The organism is Sulfurimonas aquatica (genome assembly GCF_017357825.1).
Lineage (GTDB): Bacteria > Campylobacterota > Campylobacteria > Campylobacterales > Sulfurimonadaceae > Sulfurimonas > Sulfurimonas aquatica.
In genome coordinates this window covers 2,348,623-2,364,823 of sequence record NZ_CP046072.1, presented here as the reverse complement: position 1 = coordinate 2,364,823, position 16,201 = coordinate 2,348,623, and the positions used below count along the sequence as shown (strand labels likewise).

General features: G+C 38.0%; 13 protein-coding genes. 11 read left to right on the top strand and 2 right to left on the bottom strand.

Translation table 11 applies throughout. The features are described 5' to 3' along the window. Positions 1-55 precede the first annotated feature (55 nt). Positions 56-2,293 carry an AAA family ATPase gene (locus tag GJV85_RS11365; RefSeq protein WP_207561496.1) on the top strand — a complete coding sequence of 746 codons (2,238 nt, stop codon included), beginning with the start codon at positions 56-58 and terminating at the stop codon, positions 2,291-2,293. 119 nt (positions 2,294-2,412) lie between these two features. Next, positions 2,413-2,982 (top strand): porin family protein, encoded by a 570-nt coding sequence (locus tag GJV85_RS11360; protein WP_207561495.1) that lies wholly within the window; start codon positions 2,413-2,415, stop codon positions 2,980-2,982. Between the two features lie 91 nt (positions 2,983-3,073). On the opposite strand, the gene GJV85_RS11355 is transcribed toward GJV85_RS11360, so the two are convergent. After that, complete coding sequence (locus tag GJV85_RS11355; protein WP_207561494.1) at positions 3,074-3,670, bottom strand: peroxiredoxin; 597 nt, start codon at positions 3,668-3,670, stop codon at positions 3,074-3,076. A 264-nt stretch (positions 3,671-3,934) separates the two neighbouring features. Here GJV85_RS11355 and zwf point away from each other — a divergent pair, with 264 nt between their 5' ends. Genes zwf through eda form a run of 4 tightly spaced genes read left to right on the top strand, consistent with a single transcriptional unit; the run spans position 3,935 to position 8,528 of the window. After that, a complete protein-coding gene (gene zwf / locus GJV85_RS11350; RefSeq protein ID WP_207561493.1) occupies positions 3,935-5,398 on the top strand; it encodes a glucose-6-phosphate dehydrogenase in 1,464 nt (487 codons plus the stop codon). Beyond that, on the top strand, positions 5,373-6,080 hold the full coding sequence (gene pgl, locus GJV85_RS11345) for a 6-phosphogluconolactonase (RefSeq protein ID WP_242689878.1): 708 nt from the start codon (positions 5,373-5,375) through the stop codon (positions 6,078-6,080). The genes zwf and pgl overlap by 26 nt, the downstream gene beginning before the upstream one ends. Next, entirely contained in the window at positions 6,073-7,908 is a 1,836-nt protein-coding gene (gene edd / locus GJV85_RS11340) for a phosphogluconate dehydratase (RefSeq protein ID WP_207561491.1), read from the top strand. Before pgl ends, edd begins: the two co-directional genes overlap by 8 nt. Continuing rightward, positions 7,902-8,528: a bifunctional 4-hydroxy-2-oxoglutarate aldolase/2-dehydro-3-deoxy-phosphogluconate aldolase gene (gene eda, locus GJV85_RS11335; protein ID WP_207561490.1), complete on the top strand. Its 627-nt coding sequence runs from the start codon at positions 7,902-7,904 to the stop codon at positions 8,526-8,528. Before edd ends, eda begins: the two co-directional genes overlap by 7 nt. Positions 8,529-8,544: 16 nt before the next feature. Here the strand turns inward: eda and pgm are convergent, their stop codons facing one another. After that, positions 8,545-10,173: a phosphoglucomutase (alpha-D-glucose-1,6-bisphosphate-dependent) gene (gene pgm / locus GJV85_RS11330; RefSeq protein WP_207561489.1), complete on the bottom strand. Its 1,629-nt coding sequence runs from the start codon at positions 10,171-10,173 to the stop codon at positions 8,545-8,547. A 183-nt stretch (positions 10,174-10,356) separates the two neighbouring features. On the opposite strand from pgm, the gene GJV85_RS11325 reads away from it, so the two are divergent. Genes GJV85_RS11325 through galU form a run of 5 tightly spaced genes read left to right on the top strand, consistent with a single transcriptional unit; the run spans position 10,357 to position 16,197 of the window. After that, the gene (locus tag GJV85_RS11325; RefSeq protein WP_207561488.1) at positions 10,357-11,154 is read left to right on the top strand and encodes an HAD-IIB family hydrolase; all 798 of its coding nucleotides are present in this window, start codon (positions 10,357-10,359) and stop codon (positions 11,152-11,154) included. Further along, the gene (locus GJV85_RS11320) at positions 11,147-12,415 is read left to right on the top strand and encodes a glycerate kinase type-2 family protein (RefSeq protein WP_207561487.1); all 1,269 of its coding nucleotides are present in this window, start codon (positions 11,147-11,149) and stop codon (positions 12,413-12,415) included. The genes GJV85_RS11325 and GJV85_RS11320 overlap by 8 nt, the downstream gene beginning before the upstream one ends. A gap of 1 nt (position 12,416) precedes the next feature. Next, positions 12,417-13,634, top strand: a complete 1,218-nt coding sequence (locus GJV85_RS11315) for a glycosyltransferase family protein (protein ID WP_207561486.1) — start codon at positions 12,417-12,419, stop codon at positions 13,632-13,634. Then, entirely contained in the window at positions 13,634-15,343 is a 1,710-nt protein-coding gene (locus GJV85_RS11310; RefSeq protein ID WP_207561485.1) for a sugar phosphorylase, read from the top strand. Before GJV85_RS11315 ends, GJV85_RS11310 begins: the two co-directional genes overlap by 1 nt. Before the next feature lie 20 nt (positions 15,344-15,363). Further along, positions 15,364-16,197, top strand: a complete 834-nt coding sequence (galU, locus tag GJV85_RS11305) for a UTP--glucose-1-phosphate uridylyltransferase GalU (protein WP_207561484.1) — start codon at positions 15,364-15,366, stop codon at positions 16,195-16,197. The last annotated feature ends 4 nt before the right edge of the window (positions 16,198-16,201 follow it).

Below are 16,201 nucleotides of genomic sequence, written 5' to 3'. Positions count from 1 at the left end.
TAAAATACCTGCAATATAGTTAGCCTATACTTTCACTAAAACTAAGGAAACCTTATTGAATCAAACACTCATCGGTCAAATAGATAAAATTCTTTTTGAGGATGCTGGGTTTTTTATCGCTGTTTTAAAAAATGGTGAAAAGATAAGTGGAACTTACTACGAGAGTGAGGTTGAAAACCTCAAAGGCTCTGCCATAACTCTAAAGGGTTACTGGGAAGAGCACAAAAAATATGGTAAAACCTTCAAGTTTGAATCTCTAAAAGTCAACCAAAACGAACTCTTCTTCTTTTTAAATAAAATAATAAAAGGCTTTACAAAAAAACTCTCAGCTGAGCTTATAGAACATTTTGGTTCTGAGGGCTTAGTAGAGATTTTAGATAATGACATTGAAAAACTTCTTGAGTTTAAAGGTATAAAAGAGAAGCGTCTTAAAAAGATTCAAAACTCATGGAAACAGTTTCGCTCGATGAGACAGCTTGGTGAGTTTTTAAGCCCTTATGACGTCTCCCCAGCACTTCTTACAACCATAGCCACTGCGATGAAAGACGTTGAAGATATCTGCGATAAAATCAAAGAGAATCCTTACATTTTGACAAGTATCAACTCCATAGGTTTTAAACGTGCAGACGAGCTAGCACTTAAGATGGGAGTAGAGAGAGAAAATGAGGGTCGCATTAGCTCCGCAATGGATTACGTGCTTCTGAACTACTGTGAGGCACAAGGTAACAGCTGTATAGCTAAAGAGGTACTATTTGGTGGATTAGATGAGCTCTTGCTTTTTAGCGGGAAACACAATCTTTATGAAGCCGCACTCGTAGAGAGAGTAGGTGAGGGAAGCATAGTTGTAATGAAAAACGATAGAGTCTCTCCCTCTAGACTTTATGATGCTGAGAAGTTTTTATATGATGATTTTATATCGCGTTCAAAAAAGAGTAGTGGCGGTTTTGTAAAAGATTTAGACTCATTTTTAGCAGATTCAGATTTAAAGTTAGGTGAGCAGCAAAGAGACGCGGTTCTAAAGATAAATGAGGGTGCAAGCATACTCTTTTTAGTTGGATATGCGGGAACGGGAAAGAGTACAACTTCTAAAACGATACTAGAGATTTTAAACACAAGGTTTGATAAAAAAGAGATAATGACTTGTGCCTTAAGTGGCATAGCATCTCAACGAATAAGCGATACGACAGGGTATGAGTCAGCCACTATACAGTCTCTTTTAATTAAGCATGAAAAGACAGACTCCTTTCCTTACTCTGTAGTACTTATAGATGAAGCATCTATGATAAACTCCTCCCTTTTTGCTAGGCTTATGAGAAAAATATCTAAAGACGCGATAGTAATCATAGTGGGAGATGACGCGCAGCTTCCTCCTATTGGTGCTGGAAATGTTCTAAGTGACGCGCTTACTTTAGAGCTCGCACCCATTGTAAAGTTGACTAAGATTTACAGACAGAGTGAAGAGCAGGCTATAACTCTCATTGCAAATGATATTCGCAAAGGTGAAGTGCCTCACTACAGACAAAAGTATGATGACTTTGAGTTTGTTGACGTAAGCATAGAAAATTACTATATGGCAAAAAACCAACTCTCACAAGATGAGCTCAAGGCCCTACGAGATGAAAACTCAAATCAGATAGTGGCAGAGATAATTCACAGAGTTGTGGAGTCTATAGAAAAAGCGAGATATAGACTTAAAAACAAACAGATAAAAGAGTATCTCAACTACTTCCAGATTATAACGCCAATGAAAGGTGGCATCCTTGGAAGCACAAACCTAAACAAAGTACTACAAGAGTATTTCAATCCAAACCCAAGTAAGTTTATCAAACGCGGGGAGATGGAGTTTCGTCTGATGGATAAGGTAGTCCACACTAAAAATGAAAATATGACTTCATGGAGTGGAGATGGTTTTAAAGTAGGTGAAGAGTCAAGTACTCGAAGAATCTTTAATGGTATGAGTGGCTTACTATTTAAACTTGAAGAGGACGATGAGCAGGCCTTCGTTTTTTACCCAAATGAGGATGTTGTAGTAGTGTACGAGTATGAAGAGTTAAAATCTCATCTAATGCTCTCTTATGCTTTAACTATTCATAAGGTTCAAGGCATGGAGTATGACATAGTGGTTATTCCCATGAGTTTTACTCACTTTATTATGCATAACACAAAGCTTATATATACAGCTATAACACGAGCTAAGCATAAGTGTATATTAGTTGGTGAGGGTGGAGCATTTGAGAGTGGATGTAAAAAATTTGATGCTACAAAAAGAGATACAGTTCTACTAGAATTGTAGCCCAATACTTCCTTCGTAATTACATTTTTTTCTTACACTTAAGATAGCTAATTAGTTAAATTATAATTTAAAATTAATATAGATATAATCCCTTGTTAAAAAAATACAATGGAGTAAATATGAAAAAAGTACTAGCGGCTTTAGCATTAAGTGGAATGGTTTCGATTAATGTTTATGCATCAAAAATAGAGAGTGAAGAGAAAAGTGTACAAAATGATTTTTATATAGCCCTAAAAGCATTAGCTACATTAGGAAATTCAATAAAAGAAGAGACTACAACACTAGAAGGCGATATGGGAAAAGGAGTAGGAGTCGACTTGGGATATGAACTTACTCATGGTTTTTCTATCGAAGTAGATGCTACATATGTTGAAAATAGTGTTAAAGAGACTTTAGCAAATGGAGATAGTGAAGAGTTCTCAGCTTCATATATTACTACATCATTAGATATAGACTATAAGTATCATTTAACTCATGAAGCTGCGTTAATTGCAAAAGTTGGATATGAGTATGAGATTGAGAAGATTAAGGGCTTAGATATAAACAACAATGAAACTGGTTATATTGTTGCAGCTGCTGTTGAGTATGAAATCAGTGAGCATATGGCACTTCTAGGAGAGTATGAGTATACAAGTATTGTGGGTCCACGTGGAAATGGTATATTTGCAGGGATAGTCTACGGTTTTTAAGAGTGAGTATAGCTGAACTTGAGGTTATATGTTTTTAGAGATGAGTAGAGAAGTTATACCAAATATGGCATAACTTCTAAAAGAGAGGGGACTATAAGTCGCCTTCGTGCTTACCAAGATACTCAGCAACACCTTCAGTTGTAGCTTTCATACCTTCGTCACCTTTTTGCCAACCAGCAGCACATACTTCACCATGCTCGTCAGTAAACTGCATTGCATCTACCATACGAATCATTTCATCAATGTTACGACCAAGTGGTAAATCATTAACTACTGCATGACGAACTACACCTTTACCATCGATTAGGAATGAACCACGTAAAGCTACTGCTTCACCAAAAAGTACATCATAATCTTTAGAAATTTGTTTTGTAAGGTCAGCTACTAGTGGGTAACCAACACGGCCAATACCACCATTGTTAATTGGAGTTTCTCTCCAAGCGAAGTGAGAAAATTGGCTATCTACAGATACACCTATAACATTTACACCACGTGATTTGAACTCTTCTAATCTGTGATCAAAAGCGATAAGCTCTGAAGGACATACGAAAGTAAAGTCTAGTGGATAGAAAAATAAAACTGTACCTTTTTCACCCATGTTCTCTGATAATTTGAAGTCTTCAACGATTGAACCGTCACCTAAAACTGTTGTTGCTGTAAAGTCTGGAGCTTGATTTGTTACGATCATATATATATCCTTGTGTTGTGTTTTATTATGCTGAAATTTTAGCTGAATATTATTAACAATTCTTAGAGGGCATTAAGTAGTAGTGATTTTTAAGGATAGTTTTTATCTTTAGATTATTTTTCTTACTCAATTATATAATAAGGATTTAAAGAGGAGAAATTTGCTCTAAAAGAGATATAATCTTTAGCTACTGTATAATTTATAGTCAGTTTAAATGATATTATTCTATAGATATATGTCAAGATTCCTTCAAAGGTTTGAAAGATGGATAATTTAAAAAAGTGTGACATTATTATATTTGGTGCTCATGGCGACTTAGCTCTTCGTAAGCTAATGCCAGCACTTTACCACCTTCATCAAGATGGACATATAGATGAGTCTAGTCGGATTATTGGTGTTTCACGTGAAAAGCTAAGTACAAAAGAGTATTCAGATCTTATAAGTGAAAAATTTCAGACATCATTTAAAGATGAGAGTTATGATGAGAAGATATTTCAAAAGTTTATCTCAACCCTTATCTATATAAGTATAGATTTGACTAACGAGATTGAATATAAAAAACTCTCAAAAGTTCTCAAAGGACATGAGGATAAGGAGAGAATAAACTACCTCTCAACAGCACCATCTCTATTTGGGATTATTTGTAAGAACTTAGCTCAAATGAAGTTGATAGTTCCAACATCAAGAGTGGTCCTAGAAAAACCGATAGGAAATAATCTCGCTTCATCGCAAGTTATAAATGATGAAGTTTCAAAATACTTTGAAGAATCCGCAATCTATAGGATAGATCACTATCTTGGAAAAGATACGGTACAAAATATTTTAGCCCTGCGTTTTTCAAATATGCTTTTTACTCCTATATGGAATACTCAGTATATTGACCATATTCAGATAACTGTTGCTGAGAGTGTAGGCTTAGAAGGTCGTTGGGACTATTACAATAATTATGGTGCTATGAGGGATATGATACAAAACCATCTCCTTCAGCTCCTATGTCTCATCACGATGGAACCACCATCTACACTCGATGGCGATAGAGTACGCGATGAAAAACTAAAAGTTATTCGTGCTCTGCGTTTTATTGAAGGGGACGATTTAAAATTAAAGACAGTTAGGGGACAGTATGGCTCTGGGGTAAGCGGAGACAAGTCAGTTCCAGGTTATCTTGAAGAAGATGGAGGAAACTCTAACTCAGATACAGAGACATTTGTAGCTATACGAGCAGATATAGATAACTGGAGATGGCATGGCGTACCCATCTATCTAAGAACCGGTAAACGTATGAGTGAGCGTTATAGTGAAATAGTGATAGATTTTAAGGATATCCCGCACTCTATATTTCCAAAAGGTGGCGTTTGTATAGATAGCAACAAGCTTGTGATACGACTACAACCAGATGAGAGTATCTCTATGTTCATCATGAATAAAGTCCCTGGACTCAATGAGGGAATGAAACTAAGACAGGTTGAACTCGATTTAAATATTTCAGAAGATGCACCTCGATCACCTGATGCATATGAGCATCTTCTACTGGATGTGGTACGTAGTAATCCTACTCTTTTCATGAGAAGGGACGAGGTGGAAGCTGCATGGGTTTGGGCTGATAAAATTATAGAGGGATGGAAGTCTCAAGGGATAAAACCTAAGTCTTATAAGGCTGGAACTTGTGGGCCATCATCCTCTATGGCACTTATTGAAAGAGATGGAAGAAGTTGGTATGAGAAATAAACATATATTTCATGGCTTTGATGATAGCGAGGAGTTAGTAAAAAATCTCTGCGTTAAGATATGCTATTTGCTAAAAAAGTCGCTTAAAATAAATGAGAGAGCTTCCATAGCCTTTTCAGGGGGCTCAACTCCAAAAAAATTGCTCCAAAAAATGTCTAGCATAGATATAGAGTGGCAAAGAGTAGATGTGACACTTGTTGATGAGAGATGGGTTGATGTCGATTCGCCTTTAAGTAATGAGCATTTAGTAAGAGAAAACTTTTTACAAGGCAGAGCGCAAAAGGCAAACTTTATCTCTTTAAAAAATGAGATGAGTAGCGCGCAAAAAGGCGTTGAGGGCATTAAAAAAAGACTGCAGAAGATTAAAAAATTAGACATAGTTGTCCTTGGAATGGGAAAGGATGCACATACGGCGTCTTTTTTCCCACATATGAGTGAACTTGAAGAGGCTCTTGATACAAAAGATTTGTGTTTAGCTACTACGGCAAATGTAGAACCAACTATGCGCTTAACTCTGAGTAGAAGTTTTTTACTTAGCGCGACCGCTCTGATTTTACATATTGAAGGTTGGGAGAAAGAGCTGATTTTTAAAAGAGCTCTAGAGAGTGATGATTATAAAAGTATGCCTATCATCTCAATGATGCAACAAGAAAATCCAATACTGGAGGTTTATCATGCATAAACTTGTAACTATAAGTGAAGTAACGCAAAGAATAGTGGAGCGCTCAAAAAAAAGTAGAGCCATATATCTACAAAGAATAAACGCCGCAAAACTAACAGAAGTGGGACGAGAGCATCTAGGATGTAGCAATCTCGCTCATGCCATAGCACCCTGTAGCGAGATGGAAAAAGAGAATCTCTCAGGGATGAAAAAAGAGAATATCGCCATAGTCTCTGCATATAACGACATGCTCTCGGCACACCAGCCTTTTGCAAGTTTTCCTCCACTTATTAAACGTGCACTGGCGTTTAAAGGCGCTACTGCTCAGTTTGCAGGTGGAGTCGCTGCAATGTGTGATGGTGTAACGCAGTCTCAACCGGGAATGGAGTTAAGTCTTTTCTCTCGTGATAACATCGCTCAAAGTACAGCAGTTGCACTCTCTCATAATATGTACGATGGCGCTATGCTCCTTGGCGTTTGTGACAAAATAGTCCCAGGTATGTTTATAGGGGCTATGAAGTTTGGTCACCTTCCTATGATATTTGCTCCAGCGGGTCCAATGGAGTCGGGAATAAGTAATAGTGAAAAAGCAAAAATTAGACAAGAGTACGCACAAGGCAAGGTCTCTCGTGAGAAACTACTCAAAGCGGAATCAGCCTCGTATCACTCTTCTGGGACTTGTACCTTTTATGGAACGGCAAACTCAAACCAGATGCTTATGGAGATAATGGGACTTCACTTAGCGGGAAGCTCTTTTGTAAACGCCAATACGCCTCTTCGTGATGCTCTTACAGAAGCTGCAGCCTTGAAGCTTTTAGAACTCTCACCCCAAAGTGAGAACTATATGCCAATAGGAGAAATGATAGATGAGAAGAGTTTTGTAAACGCCATAGTTGGACTACTCGCAACTGGAGGCTCAACAAACCATACTATACATCTTATAGCTATGGCAAACTCTTGTGGTATAAAACTAACATGGAAAGATTTTGATGAACTCTCCTCTATAACGCCACTTCTGTGCAGAATGTACCCAAATGGAAGCGCTGATGTAAATCATTTTCATAGCGCTGGCGGTATGGCGGTTGTTATTAAAGAGTTACTAAATGTAGGTCTTTTACACGAAGATGTAAACACAGTCATGGGACATGGTTTAAGTAGGTATCTCAAAGAGGTGTTTTTAGAAGATGGTAAGCTAGTCTATAAAAACTCCATAGAGAAGTCTGGCGATACTTCAGTGATAAGTAGTATAGAAAATCCATTCGACATTCAAGGTGGACTAAGAGTTCTCGATGGAAATATAGGTCGAAGCGTTATAAAAACTTCAGCCCTTAAAGATAAGGATAGAGTTATAACAGCTCCAGCAAAAGTTTTTTATACTCAAGAGGCTCTCAAAGAGGCATTTGCAGATGGAAAACTCAACCATGACTTTGTTGCAGTCCTTCCATATCAGGGACCAAAGTCAAATGGAATGCCAGAGCTACATGGTCTTTTGCCATCCATGGGAGCACTTCAAGATAAAGGTTTTTATGTGGCAATAGTGACAGATGGCAGAATGAGCGGTGCATCAGGGAAGGTAGCTTCGGCCATTCACCTCTCTCCTGAAGCCAAAGATGGTGGTATCATTGGAAAAATAGCCGATGGAGATATGATTACTCTTGATTGTGATAATGGAGTACTTAGCATTGACGTTGCTGATGAGGTTTTAGCAACGCGAGAGATTAGCTTACCAGATATGAGTCAAAATATGAATGGAGTTGGGCGAGAGCTTTTTTCTAACATGAGACGACTTGTAAATTCAGCGCAAGATGGCGCTACGATATTTGAGAGTGTAGGAGAAGAATCATGTTAAGCGCAAAAGAAGTGATGAATGTATCTAAAATCATTCCAGTTATAAGTGTAAATGAGACAAAAAATATGCTACAACTTGCTGAGGCTTTGATAGAAGGAGGGGTAAATATATTTGAGATAACCCTTCGTACTCCAAACGCTTTAAAGGTTATAGAAGCGGTAGTAAAAGAGTTCCCAGATGCTATAACGGGAGCGGGAACGGTGATGAGCCCAGATAGCTTTAAAGCCGTAAGTGACATAGGAGCAAAGTTCGCAATCTCTCCAGGACTAACACCTGCCTTAGCTAAGGCTGCTGATGGTGGGAGTATATCTCTGCTTCCAGGAGTAGCAACTGCGAGTGAGATTATGAGTGGTATCGAGTATGGGTTTGACGCGTTTAAGCTCTACCCTGCAACTATTGTGGGCGGAGTTGATGCTCTTAAAGCCTTTGGAGGTCCATTTAAAGATATAGTATTTTGTCCTACAGGCGGTATAAACGCAGATAACGCGAAAAGCTTTTTAAATCTTGATAACGTGCCCTGTGTGGGTGGAAGTTGGATAGTTCCCAATCAGCTTGTTGATTATGAGAAATTTTATGAGGTTACTCGTTTAACAAAAGAAGCACTAGAGCTGCTGGAGTAAAAAGTTATATCAGTTCTTAGCCAATAACGCTAAGAACTAACTGCTGTGCCTCTTTTTGAATGGCAGCTAAATGCTCCCTAGATATAAAACTCTCTGCGTATATCTTATATATATCTTCCGTTCCAGATGGACGGGCTGCAAACCAACCATTTTTTGTTGTAACTTTCAAACCGCCAATGGCTTGGTTGTTTCCAGCGGCATTTGTATAGATTCCCGTTATCTCTTCGCTTGCTAACGTTTTAGAAGTGATGTCAGATGGTGAGAGTTTTTTGAGTTTTGCTTTTTGCTCTGGGCTAGCTGGCGCGTCACTGCGTTCATAGTATGAAACGCCAAACTCTTTTTCTAACTCTTGATAGATAAGACCTGGATCTTTTTTTAGTTTTGCGGTTATCTCATATGCTAAAAGATTTAAGATGATTCCATCTTTATCTGTAGTCCAAGTGGAGCCATCTTTGCGTAAAAACGAAGCTCCAGCGCTCTCTTCACCACCAAAGCCTACAGTTCCATCACTAAGCCCGTTTACAAACCACTTAAAACCAACAGGTACCTCAAGAATCTCTTTGTTTATAGACTCTGCTACTCTGTCTATCATAGAACTTGAGACTAACGTTTTTCCAATTTTAAGACTATTTGACCAAGAGGCTCTATTTTGAAATAGGTACCAGATAGCTACTGAGAGGTAATGGTTAGGGTTCATAAGTCCCACGCTTTTTGTCACAATTCCATGACGGTCAAAGTCAGGGTCATTAGCAAACGCTAAGTCGTACTTATCTTTTAAAGAGATGAGCGAAGCCATAGCGTAAGGAGATGAGCAGTCCATTCTTACTTTTCCATCATGATCGCATGACATAAAGCTAAAAGTTGGGTCTACGTTTTCATTGACTATGTCCAGCGAAAGTCCATAAATCTCATTTATCTTTTTATAGACTTCTATGCCTGAGCCACCAAGTGGATCAACACCAACATTTAAAGAGCTCTCTTGTAAAAGTTTCATATCTATAATCTCACCTAGCGCTTTTACGTATGGCGTTATAAAGTCTGTTATTTGCACTTTTTTCATCGCCTCTTCACGAGAGACAAACTTTACTCCCTTTAAAGAGTTCTCTACATATTTGTTGGCGTCTGCTTCTATAACCGATGTCGCATCGGTATCTGCTGGACCGCCATTTGGTGGGTTATATTTAAAACCACCATCTTGAGGAGGGTTGTGCGATGGCGTTATAACTACTCCATCACATAACTCTTTTGCAGTTTTATTCGCTTCAATGACACTAAAAGATAAAACCGGTGTTGGTGTATAGCCATTATTTTCGGCTATTACACACTCTACTCCATTTGCTATACAGACTTGAATGGCTGAAATCTCCGCAGGAATAGAAAGAGCATGTGTATCTTTGGCGATAAAAAGTTTTCCTTTTATACCTTGTGCTTTTCTATAATCACATACAGCTTGAGTGATGGCAAAAATATGCTGCTCGTTAAAACTATTTTTAAAAGAGGAACCACGGTGTCCAGACGTTCCAAACGCAACTCTTTGAGTTGAGTTTTGCATATCTGGAGTAAGAGTATAGTAACTCGAGACTAGACTTGGAATGTTAATGAGGTCGCTTGGTTTGACTTGTTTTGCAGCATTTTCGTGAGGCATATTTTCTCCTATATATATTGTATAAGTATTGTACTCAAATATAATATACAGACTCAAAATAGATTGATTAAAATTTATACTTTTGGTGAAAATATACCTGTATATATATTAATCAGCTTTATTGAGCGAACTACTAGGCTATTAGGTTATCATTACAAATAGAAAATTTATGGAGGTGCTATTTTGAGTGACTATCTTGTATTTACAGACCTTGATGGAACTCTATTAAATCATCATGATTATAGCTTTGCTGAAGCTGCAGAAGCTCTCTCATTTTTACAAAAAAAATCAATACCTCTCATTATAGTTACTAGTAAAACATTTGCAGAAGTGAAGCTTTTACAAGAAAAACTCAATATAAAATGCCCCTTTATCGTAGAAAATGGCGCAGGTATCTTCATCCCCTCGGCATCTCCCATAGCAAGCAGTGTCGATTGTGATGATCCCTACATAAAAATAACACAGGCCCAAACATATTTAGAATTGAGAATATTTTTCAAAAAAGTTCAAAGAGAGTATACCATTCGTGGATTTGGAGATATGCAAGTTAAAGAGGTGATGGAGCTTACCTCTTTAGATGAAGCTTCTGCAATAAACGCGATGAAAAGAGATTTTACAGAGCCTTTTATACTCGAGGGTGAAGTAGATATAGAAGCCTTAAAAAAAGAGGCGATGAAAGAGGGCTTAGACATTGTAAAGGGTGGGCGTTTTTTTCATTTAGTCTCTAAGGGTCAAGATAAGGCTTATGCAATGAAGCATCTCACCCATCTTTTTGAAGAGTTTTTAGATAAAAAAATGAGAATGATTGCACTTGGAGATAGTGCCAATGATTTTACGATGTTAAAAGCCGCTGATATAGGAGTTTTGATACCTCTACATGATGGAACCTACGCAGATATAGCAGATAAAACTGTTATGAAGTCACCTTATGCAGGTCCAAAGGGTTGGAATAAAACACTTATGGAGATTCTAGATGTCTAAAGAGTTAGCAAGAGAGATTTTTAGTAGTGCACTTGAAGAAGCACTGCCTAAAAACTTTATGCAAAAACATTGTAGATTAGATGAAAATATTTTAACTCTTAAAGAGTCTAGATATGACTTGAGTAGATACAAAAATCTATATGTTTTTGGCTCAGGAAAAGCAGCTCATACTATGGCTGTAGAGATAGAAAATATTCTTTTAAAGAGAATTTATAAGGGTCTTGTAATCGCTCCAGATGAAGGAGATCTCAAAAAAATAGAGCTCAGAGTTGGCTCACATCCAATCCCTTCAAAAAAGAGCATAGAGTCGACAAAGGCACTTGTTGAGATGATGCAAGAGTGTGATGAAGATGATCTATACATCTTTTTACTCTCTGGTGGAAGTTCAGCATTGATGGAGTTACCCTTAGATTCAATTAGCTTAGAGGAGCTTCAATCTACTACTTCACTCATGCTCTCACATAATTTGGAGATACATGAGATAAACGCAGTGAGAAAACATCTCTCGCAAATCAAAGGTGGAAGACTCTCTCATCTATGCAGAGCACAAGGTGCAGTTTTAGTAGTCTCTGACATTATTGACAATGCACTCGACAGCATAGGGTCGGCTCCACTCTATTGTGATGAGAGTAGCTTTGGTGATGTTAAAAATATTTTAGATTCAAAAGAGATATTTTCAAAAATGCCCTTGTCTGTTCAAAAGAGTATACTAAAAGGAATGAGGGGTGAAATAGATGAATCGCCATTTTTTCCACTTAGAAGAGTCGAACATATCATATTGTCTTCAAACAGCCAAGCAGTTGATAGAGCTGTGGGGTATGCTATCTCACTTGGAATAAGCGTTGAAAAAGTTATAGAACCTATGGAGGGTGAAGTTACTTTAATGGTAAAAAAGATGCTCCAAACTGCAAAAGAGTCCCCGCAAAAATGTTTAATTTTTGGCGGAGAGTGCACAGTCGCCTTAGATGGAGACGGCATGGGTGGAAGAAACCAGCATGCAACTCTCTTGATGCTCAAAGAGATAAAAGAGCAGGACTTAGAGATAACTTTTTTATCAGCTTCAACAGATGGCATAGATGGAAACAGTGATGCAGCAGGAGCAGTTGTGGATAGCAGTAGCTACTCTTACATGCTTAGTATAGATGAGTATATAAAAAACTTTGACAGTTATAACTACTTAAAAAGTGAAAATAGCTTGATTATGACAGGACCTAGTGGTACAAATGTCATAGATATAGCATTAATAATAAAAGGAGATTAAAGTGTCAGATTTTTTTCAAAATGGCGTTATCACAACGCTGCAAAACGTAGGTGATCGTTCTTTAGAGAGTATAGAAAAAGAGTTAGAAGAGTTTTCTAAACGCAGAAATATGGTTTTACTTCTACCCGCGCTCTACTCTGAGTTTGAAACACCTGCAATGCAGACCATAATAGATGAGCTTAAAAATGTAAAATATCTTCATAAAATCATCTTAGGACTTGATAGAGCCACTGAAGAGCAGTTTATAGAGGTTAAAAAAAGGATGAGCGTTCTTGAATGTGACGTAGACGTACTATGGAATGATGGACCTGCCATAAAGTCAATCTATAAAGAGTTGAGCGATGAGCATTTTCCAGGTTTAGACACTCCGGGAAAAGGGCGAAACGTATGGACGATGATAGGGTATGGTTTAACTGAACAGGACAATTACGCTTTTGCACTTCATGATTGTGACATTGTAAACTATAAACGCGACATAGTCGCTCGTCTATTTTATCCCATAGTTCACCCTGGGCTTGATTTTGAGTTTAACAAAGGGTACTACTCTCGCGTTACACATAAACTTCACGGTCGTGTTACGCGACTCTTTTATACACCACTCATAAAAGCGTTAAGCGTCACGTTTGGGAGTAATAGATACTTAGACTATATGGAGAGTTTTCGTTACGCTCTCTCAGGAGAGTTCGCGTTTATTCGCTCACTTGGTCGTGGCATTGGGATATCGCCAACCTGGGGACTTGAAGTCTCGACTCTCTCTGAGGTCTATAAAAATACTTCTAACAGAAGAATATGTCAGACAGAGATTATGGAGAGTTACGAGCATAAGCACCAAGAGTTAGGCTCACAAGACGATGGCGGCGGCGTTTATAAGATGGCAAACGACATAGCAAAAACACTCTTTAGAATACTTGCACAAGAGGGTATTGTGTTCTCAGAAGCCTCATTTAAAACGCTACTCTCCTCTTACTATCAAGAGTCGCGTTTTGAGATTTCAAAATATAACGCGCTGAGTAAAATAAACTCTTTAGAGTATAACCGTCAAGATGAAATCTTAGCGGTTGAAGCTTTTCAAGACGCTATATGCACCGCTTCAAAAGAGTACTATGAAGACCCAATGGGAGTGCCACCAATGTCTCCATGGATAACGGTGCGTTCAGTTATGCCAGAGTTTTCAGATACTTTTTATAAAGCCGTGAAGTCCGATAACGAGAAAATATAATGCTAAACATACAGTATAAATCACACACCATTAAAGAGCGTTTAGAAATCCTTTATGAAAAAAGTGAAGCTGAAGTTGCGCTCAAAGAGATTAATGCTCTTATAAAAACATATAAAACAAGAGTGGACTCTAAAGAGTATCACTTAAGCGAAGAGGATACTATACTCATCACTTACGGAGACCAAGTGCAACTCCCTTATGAGCCACCACTTCAAACGCTAAATAAGTTTCTAGATAACTACCTCAAAGGAATTATTAACTCTGTACATATATTGCCATTTTATCCCTACTCGAGCGATGATGGATTTTCAGTAATCAACTATAGCGAAGTTGATCCAAAAATGGGTTCGTGGAATGAAGTAGAGGGAATTAGTAAAGATTATCGACTGATGGTTGACGGCGTTATAAATCATATCTCTCAGTACTCTGATTGGTTTAAGGGTTATCTAGCAGGCGAGGCAAAATATGATAACTATTTTATAGACTTAGATCCTATAACAAACCTTAGTGAAGTGGTAAGGCCCAGAGCTTCGCCACTTCTCTCTGAGTTTACAGATAAAGATGGAAAGATCCATAATATCTGGACGACTTTTAGCAAGGACCAAGTTGATTTAAACTATGCAAACTATAAGGTTCTTATATCAGTATTGGATGCTCTTTTTCAGTATGTAGAAAAAGGCGCAACGCTGATTCGTTTAGACGCCATAGCGTTTATATGGAAAGAGGTAGGTACGCCTTGCGTACATCTTGCTCAAACACATGAACTTATTCAGCTAATGCGAGAGGTTTTACACAAGGTTGCACCTGAAGTTATCATGATTACCGAGACTAACGTACCTCATGATGAAAATATCTCCTACTTTGGAAGCGGTAGCGATGAAGCGCAGATGGTTTATAACTTTGCCCTTCCACCTCTGCTTGCTCACTCGGTTTTACAATCTGACACAAAAAAGCTAACAACTTGGGCAAAAACACTAAGCCTTCCAAGCGATAAGGTCTGCTTCTTTAACTTTACGGCTTCTCATGATGGCTGTGGACTACGGCCTGTAAGTGGGCTACTTAGCGATGAAGAGCTAGACTATCTAGTTCAGAACACGCAAGAGCATGGCGGTTTAGTCTCTTTTAGAGATACGCCCGAGGGCAAAAAACCTTATGAGCTTAACTGCTCATTTATAGACATACTCTCTCATCCTGATGAAGAAGATAGCATTAAAGTAAAGCGGATGTTACTAACGCAGGCGGTAGCTCTTGCAATGCCTGGAGTCCCCGGGATATATTTTCATTCACTTGTAGGCTCGCATAACTACCATGAAGGAGTTAAGCTCAGTGGTGTAAATAGAACTATAAACCGAGAGAAATTTAACTATGATAGATTGGTAAAGATACTAGAGAGTGATGGCTCTATGGAGAAGATTATATTTTCAGCATATAGAAGGCTCATATCGATTCGTACACATGAAAAAGCATTTAATCCACACTCAAAATTTGCGTTTTACGATTTTCATAAATCAGTTTTTGCCATTTTTCAAGAGTCATTGGATAAGAGCGAGTCTATCTTAGCTCTGCATAACTTCTCAAACAAGGAAGTGGATTTTGACTTAGGTGATGACTTTGACGTAGATATGAATGATTTATTGTCAAATAAAACAGTTTCTAAGAGAGAGAAAGTTAAACTGTTACCATATCAAATCATGTGGTTAAAAAATTAAACTTATTACAAGGATAGAAAATGATTAGAAAATGTTTATTCCCAGCAGCAGGCTATGGAACAAGGTTCCTACCCGCAACAAAGGCAATGCCTAAAGAGATGCTGCCAGTTCTTACAAAACCACTTATACAGTATGGTGTTGAAGAGGCTATGGAAGCGGGATGTGAAGTAATGGCGGTTATCACGGGACGTGGAAAGCGCGCTATCACAGATCACTTTGACATCTCTTATGAGCTTGAACATCAGATTAAAGATACTTCTAAAGAGAAGATGCTTGATGGAATTAGAAACATAATTAAAAACTGTACCTTTACATACACTCGCCAAAATGAGATGAAAGGTCTTGGCGACGCTATCTACAAAGGAAACGTTCTTGTAGGCTTTGAGAATCCATTTGCCGTAGTTCTAGCAGACGACCTCTGCGTTAATCCTGATGGCGATGGAGTGCTTAAACAGATGGTTGACCTATATGCGAAGTATAAATGCTGCATCGTAGCTACTATGGAAGTTCCAGATGAAGACGTACATAAGTATGGAATCATCGAAGGAAATGAGATAGAAGATGGTGTTTTTATGGTTTCAAACATGATAGAAAAACCAGATGTAGGCGAAGCGCCAACAAACCAAGCCGTAATAGGTCGTTATATTTTAACACCAGATATATTTGATATGATTAAAAAAACTAAACCTGGAAAAAATGGAGAGCTTCAAATCACAGACGCCCTTTGTGATCAAGCTAAAAAAGGTATGGTTATAGCGTACAAGTTTAAAGGAAAAAGATTTGACTGTGGAAGTGTTGATGGCTTTGTTGAAGCTACAAACTACTTTTACAACTTAGAACAAGAGGCGAAATAGTACT

Excerpts from the sequence above, each read along its gene's own strand:
- galU (WP_207561484.1), top strand. The coding sequence starts at position 15,364 with ATGATTAGAAAATGTTTATTCCCAGCAGCAGGCTATGGAACAAGGTTC.
- edd (WP_207561491.1), top strand. The coding sequence starts at position 6,073 with ATGCATAAACTTGTAACTATAAGTGAAGTAACGCAAAGAATAGTGGAG.
- eda (WP_207561490.1), top strand. The coding sequence starts at position 7,902 with ATGTTAAGCGCAAAAGAAGTGATGAATGTATCTAAAATCATTCCAGTT.
- GJV85_RS11320 (WP_207561487.1), top strand. The coding sequence starts at position 11,147 with ATGTCTAAAGAGTTAGCAAGAGAGATTTTTAGTAGTGCACTTGAAGAA.
- pgl (WP_242689878.1), top strand. The coding sequence starts at position 5,373 with ATGGAAGAAGTTGGTATGAGAAATAAACATATATTTCATGGCTTTGAT.
- GJV85_RS11310 (WP_207561485.1), top strand. The coding sequence starts at position 13,634 with ATGCTAAACATACAGTATAAATCACACACCATTAAAGAGCGTTTAGAA.
- pgm (WP_207561489.1), bottom strand. The coding sequence starts at position 10,173 with ATGCCTCACGAAAATGCTGCAAAACAAGTCAAACCAAGCGACCTCATT.
- GJV85_RS11360 (WP_207561495.1), top strand. The coding sequence starts at position 2,413 with ATGAAAAAAGTACTAGCGGCTTTAGCATTAAGTGGAATGGTTTCGATT.
- zwf (WP_207561493.1), top strand. The coding sequence starts at position 3,935 with ATGGATAATTTAAAAAAGTGTGACATTATTATATTTGGTGCTCATGGC.
- GJV85_RS11355 (WP_207561494.1), bottom strand. The coding sequence starts at position 3,670 with ATGATCGTAACAAATCAAGCTCCAGACTTTACAGCAACAACAGTTTTA.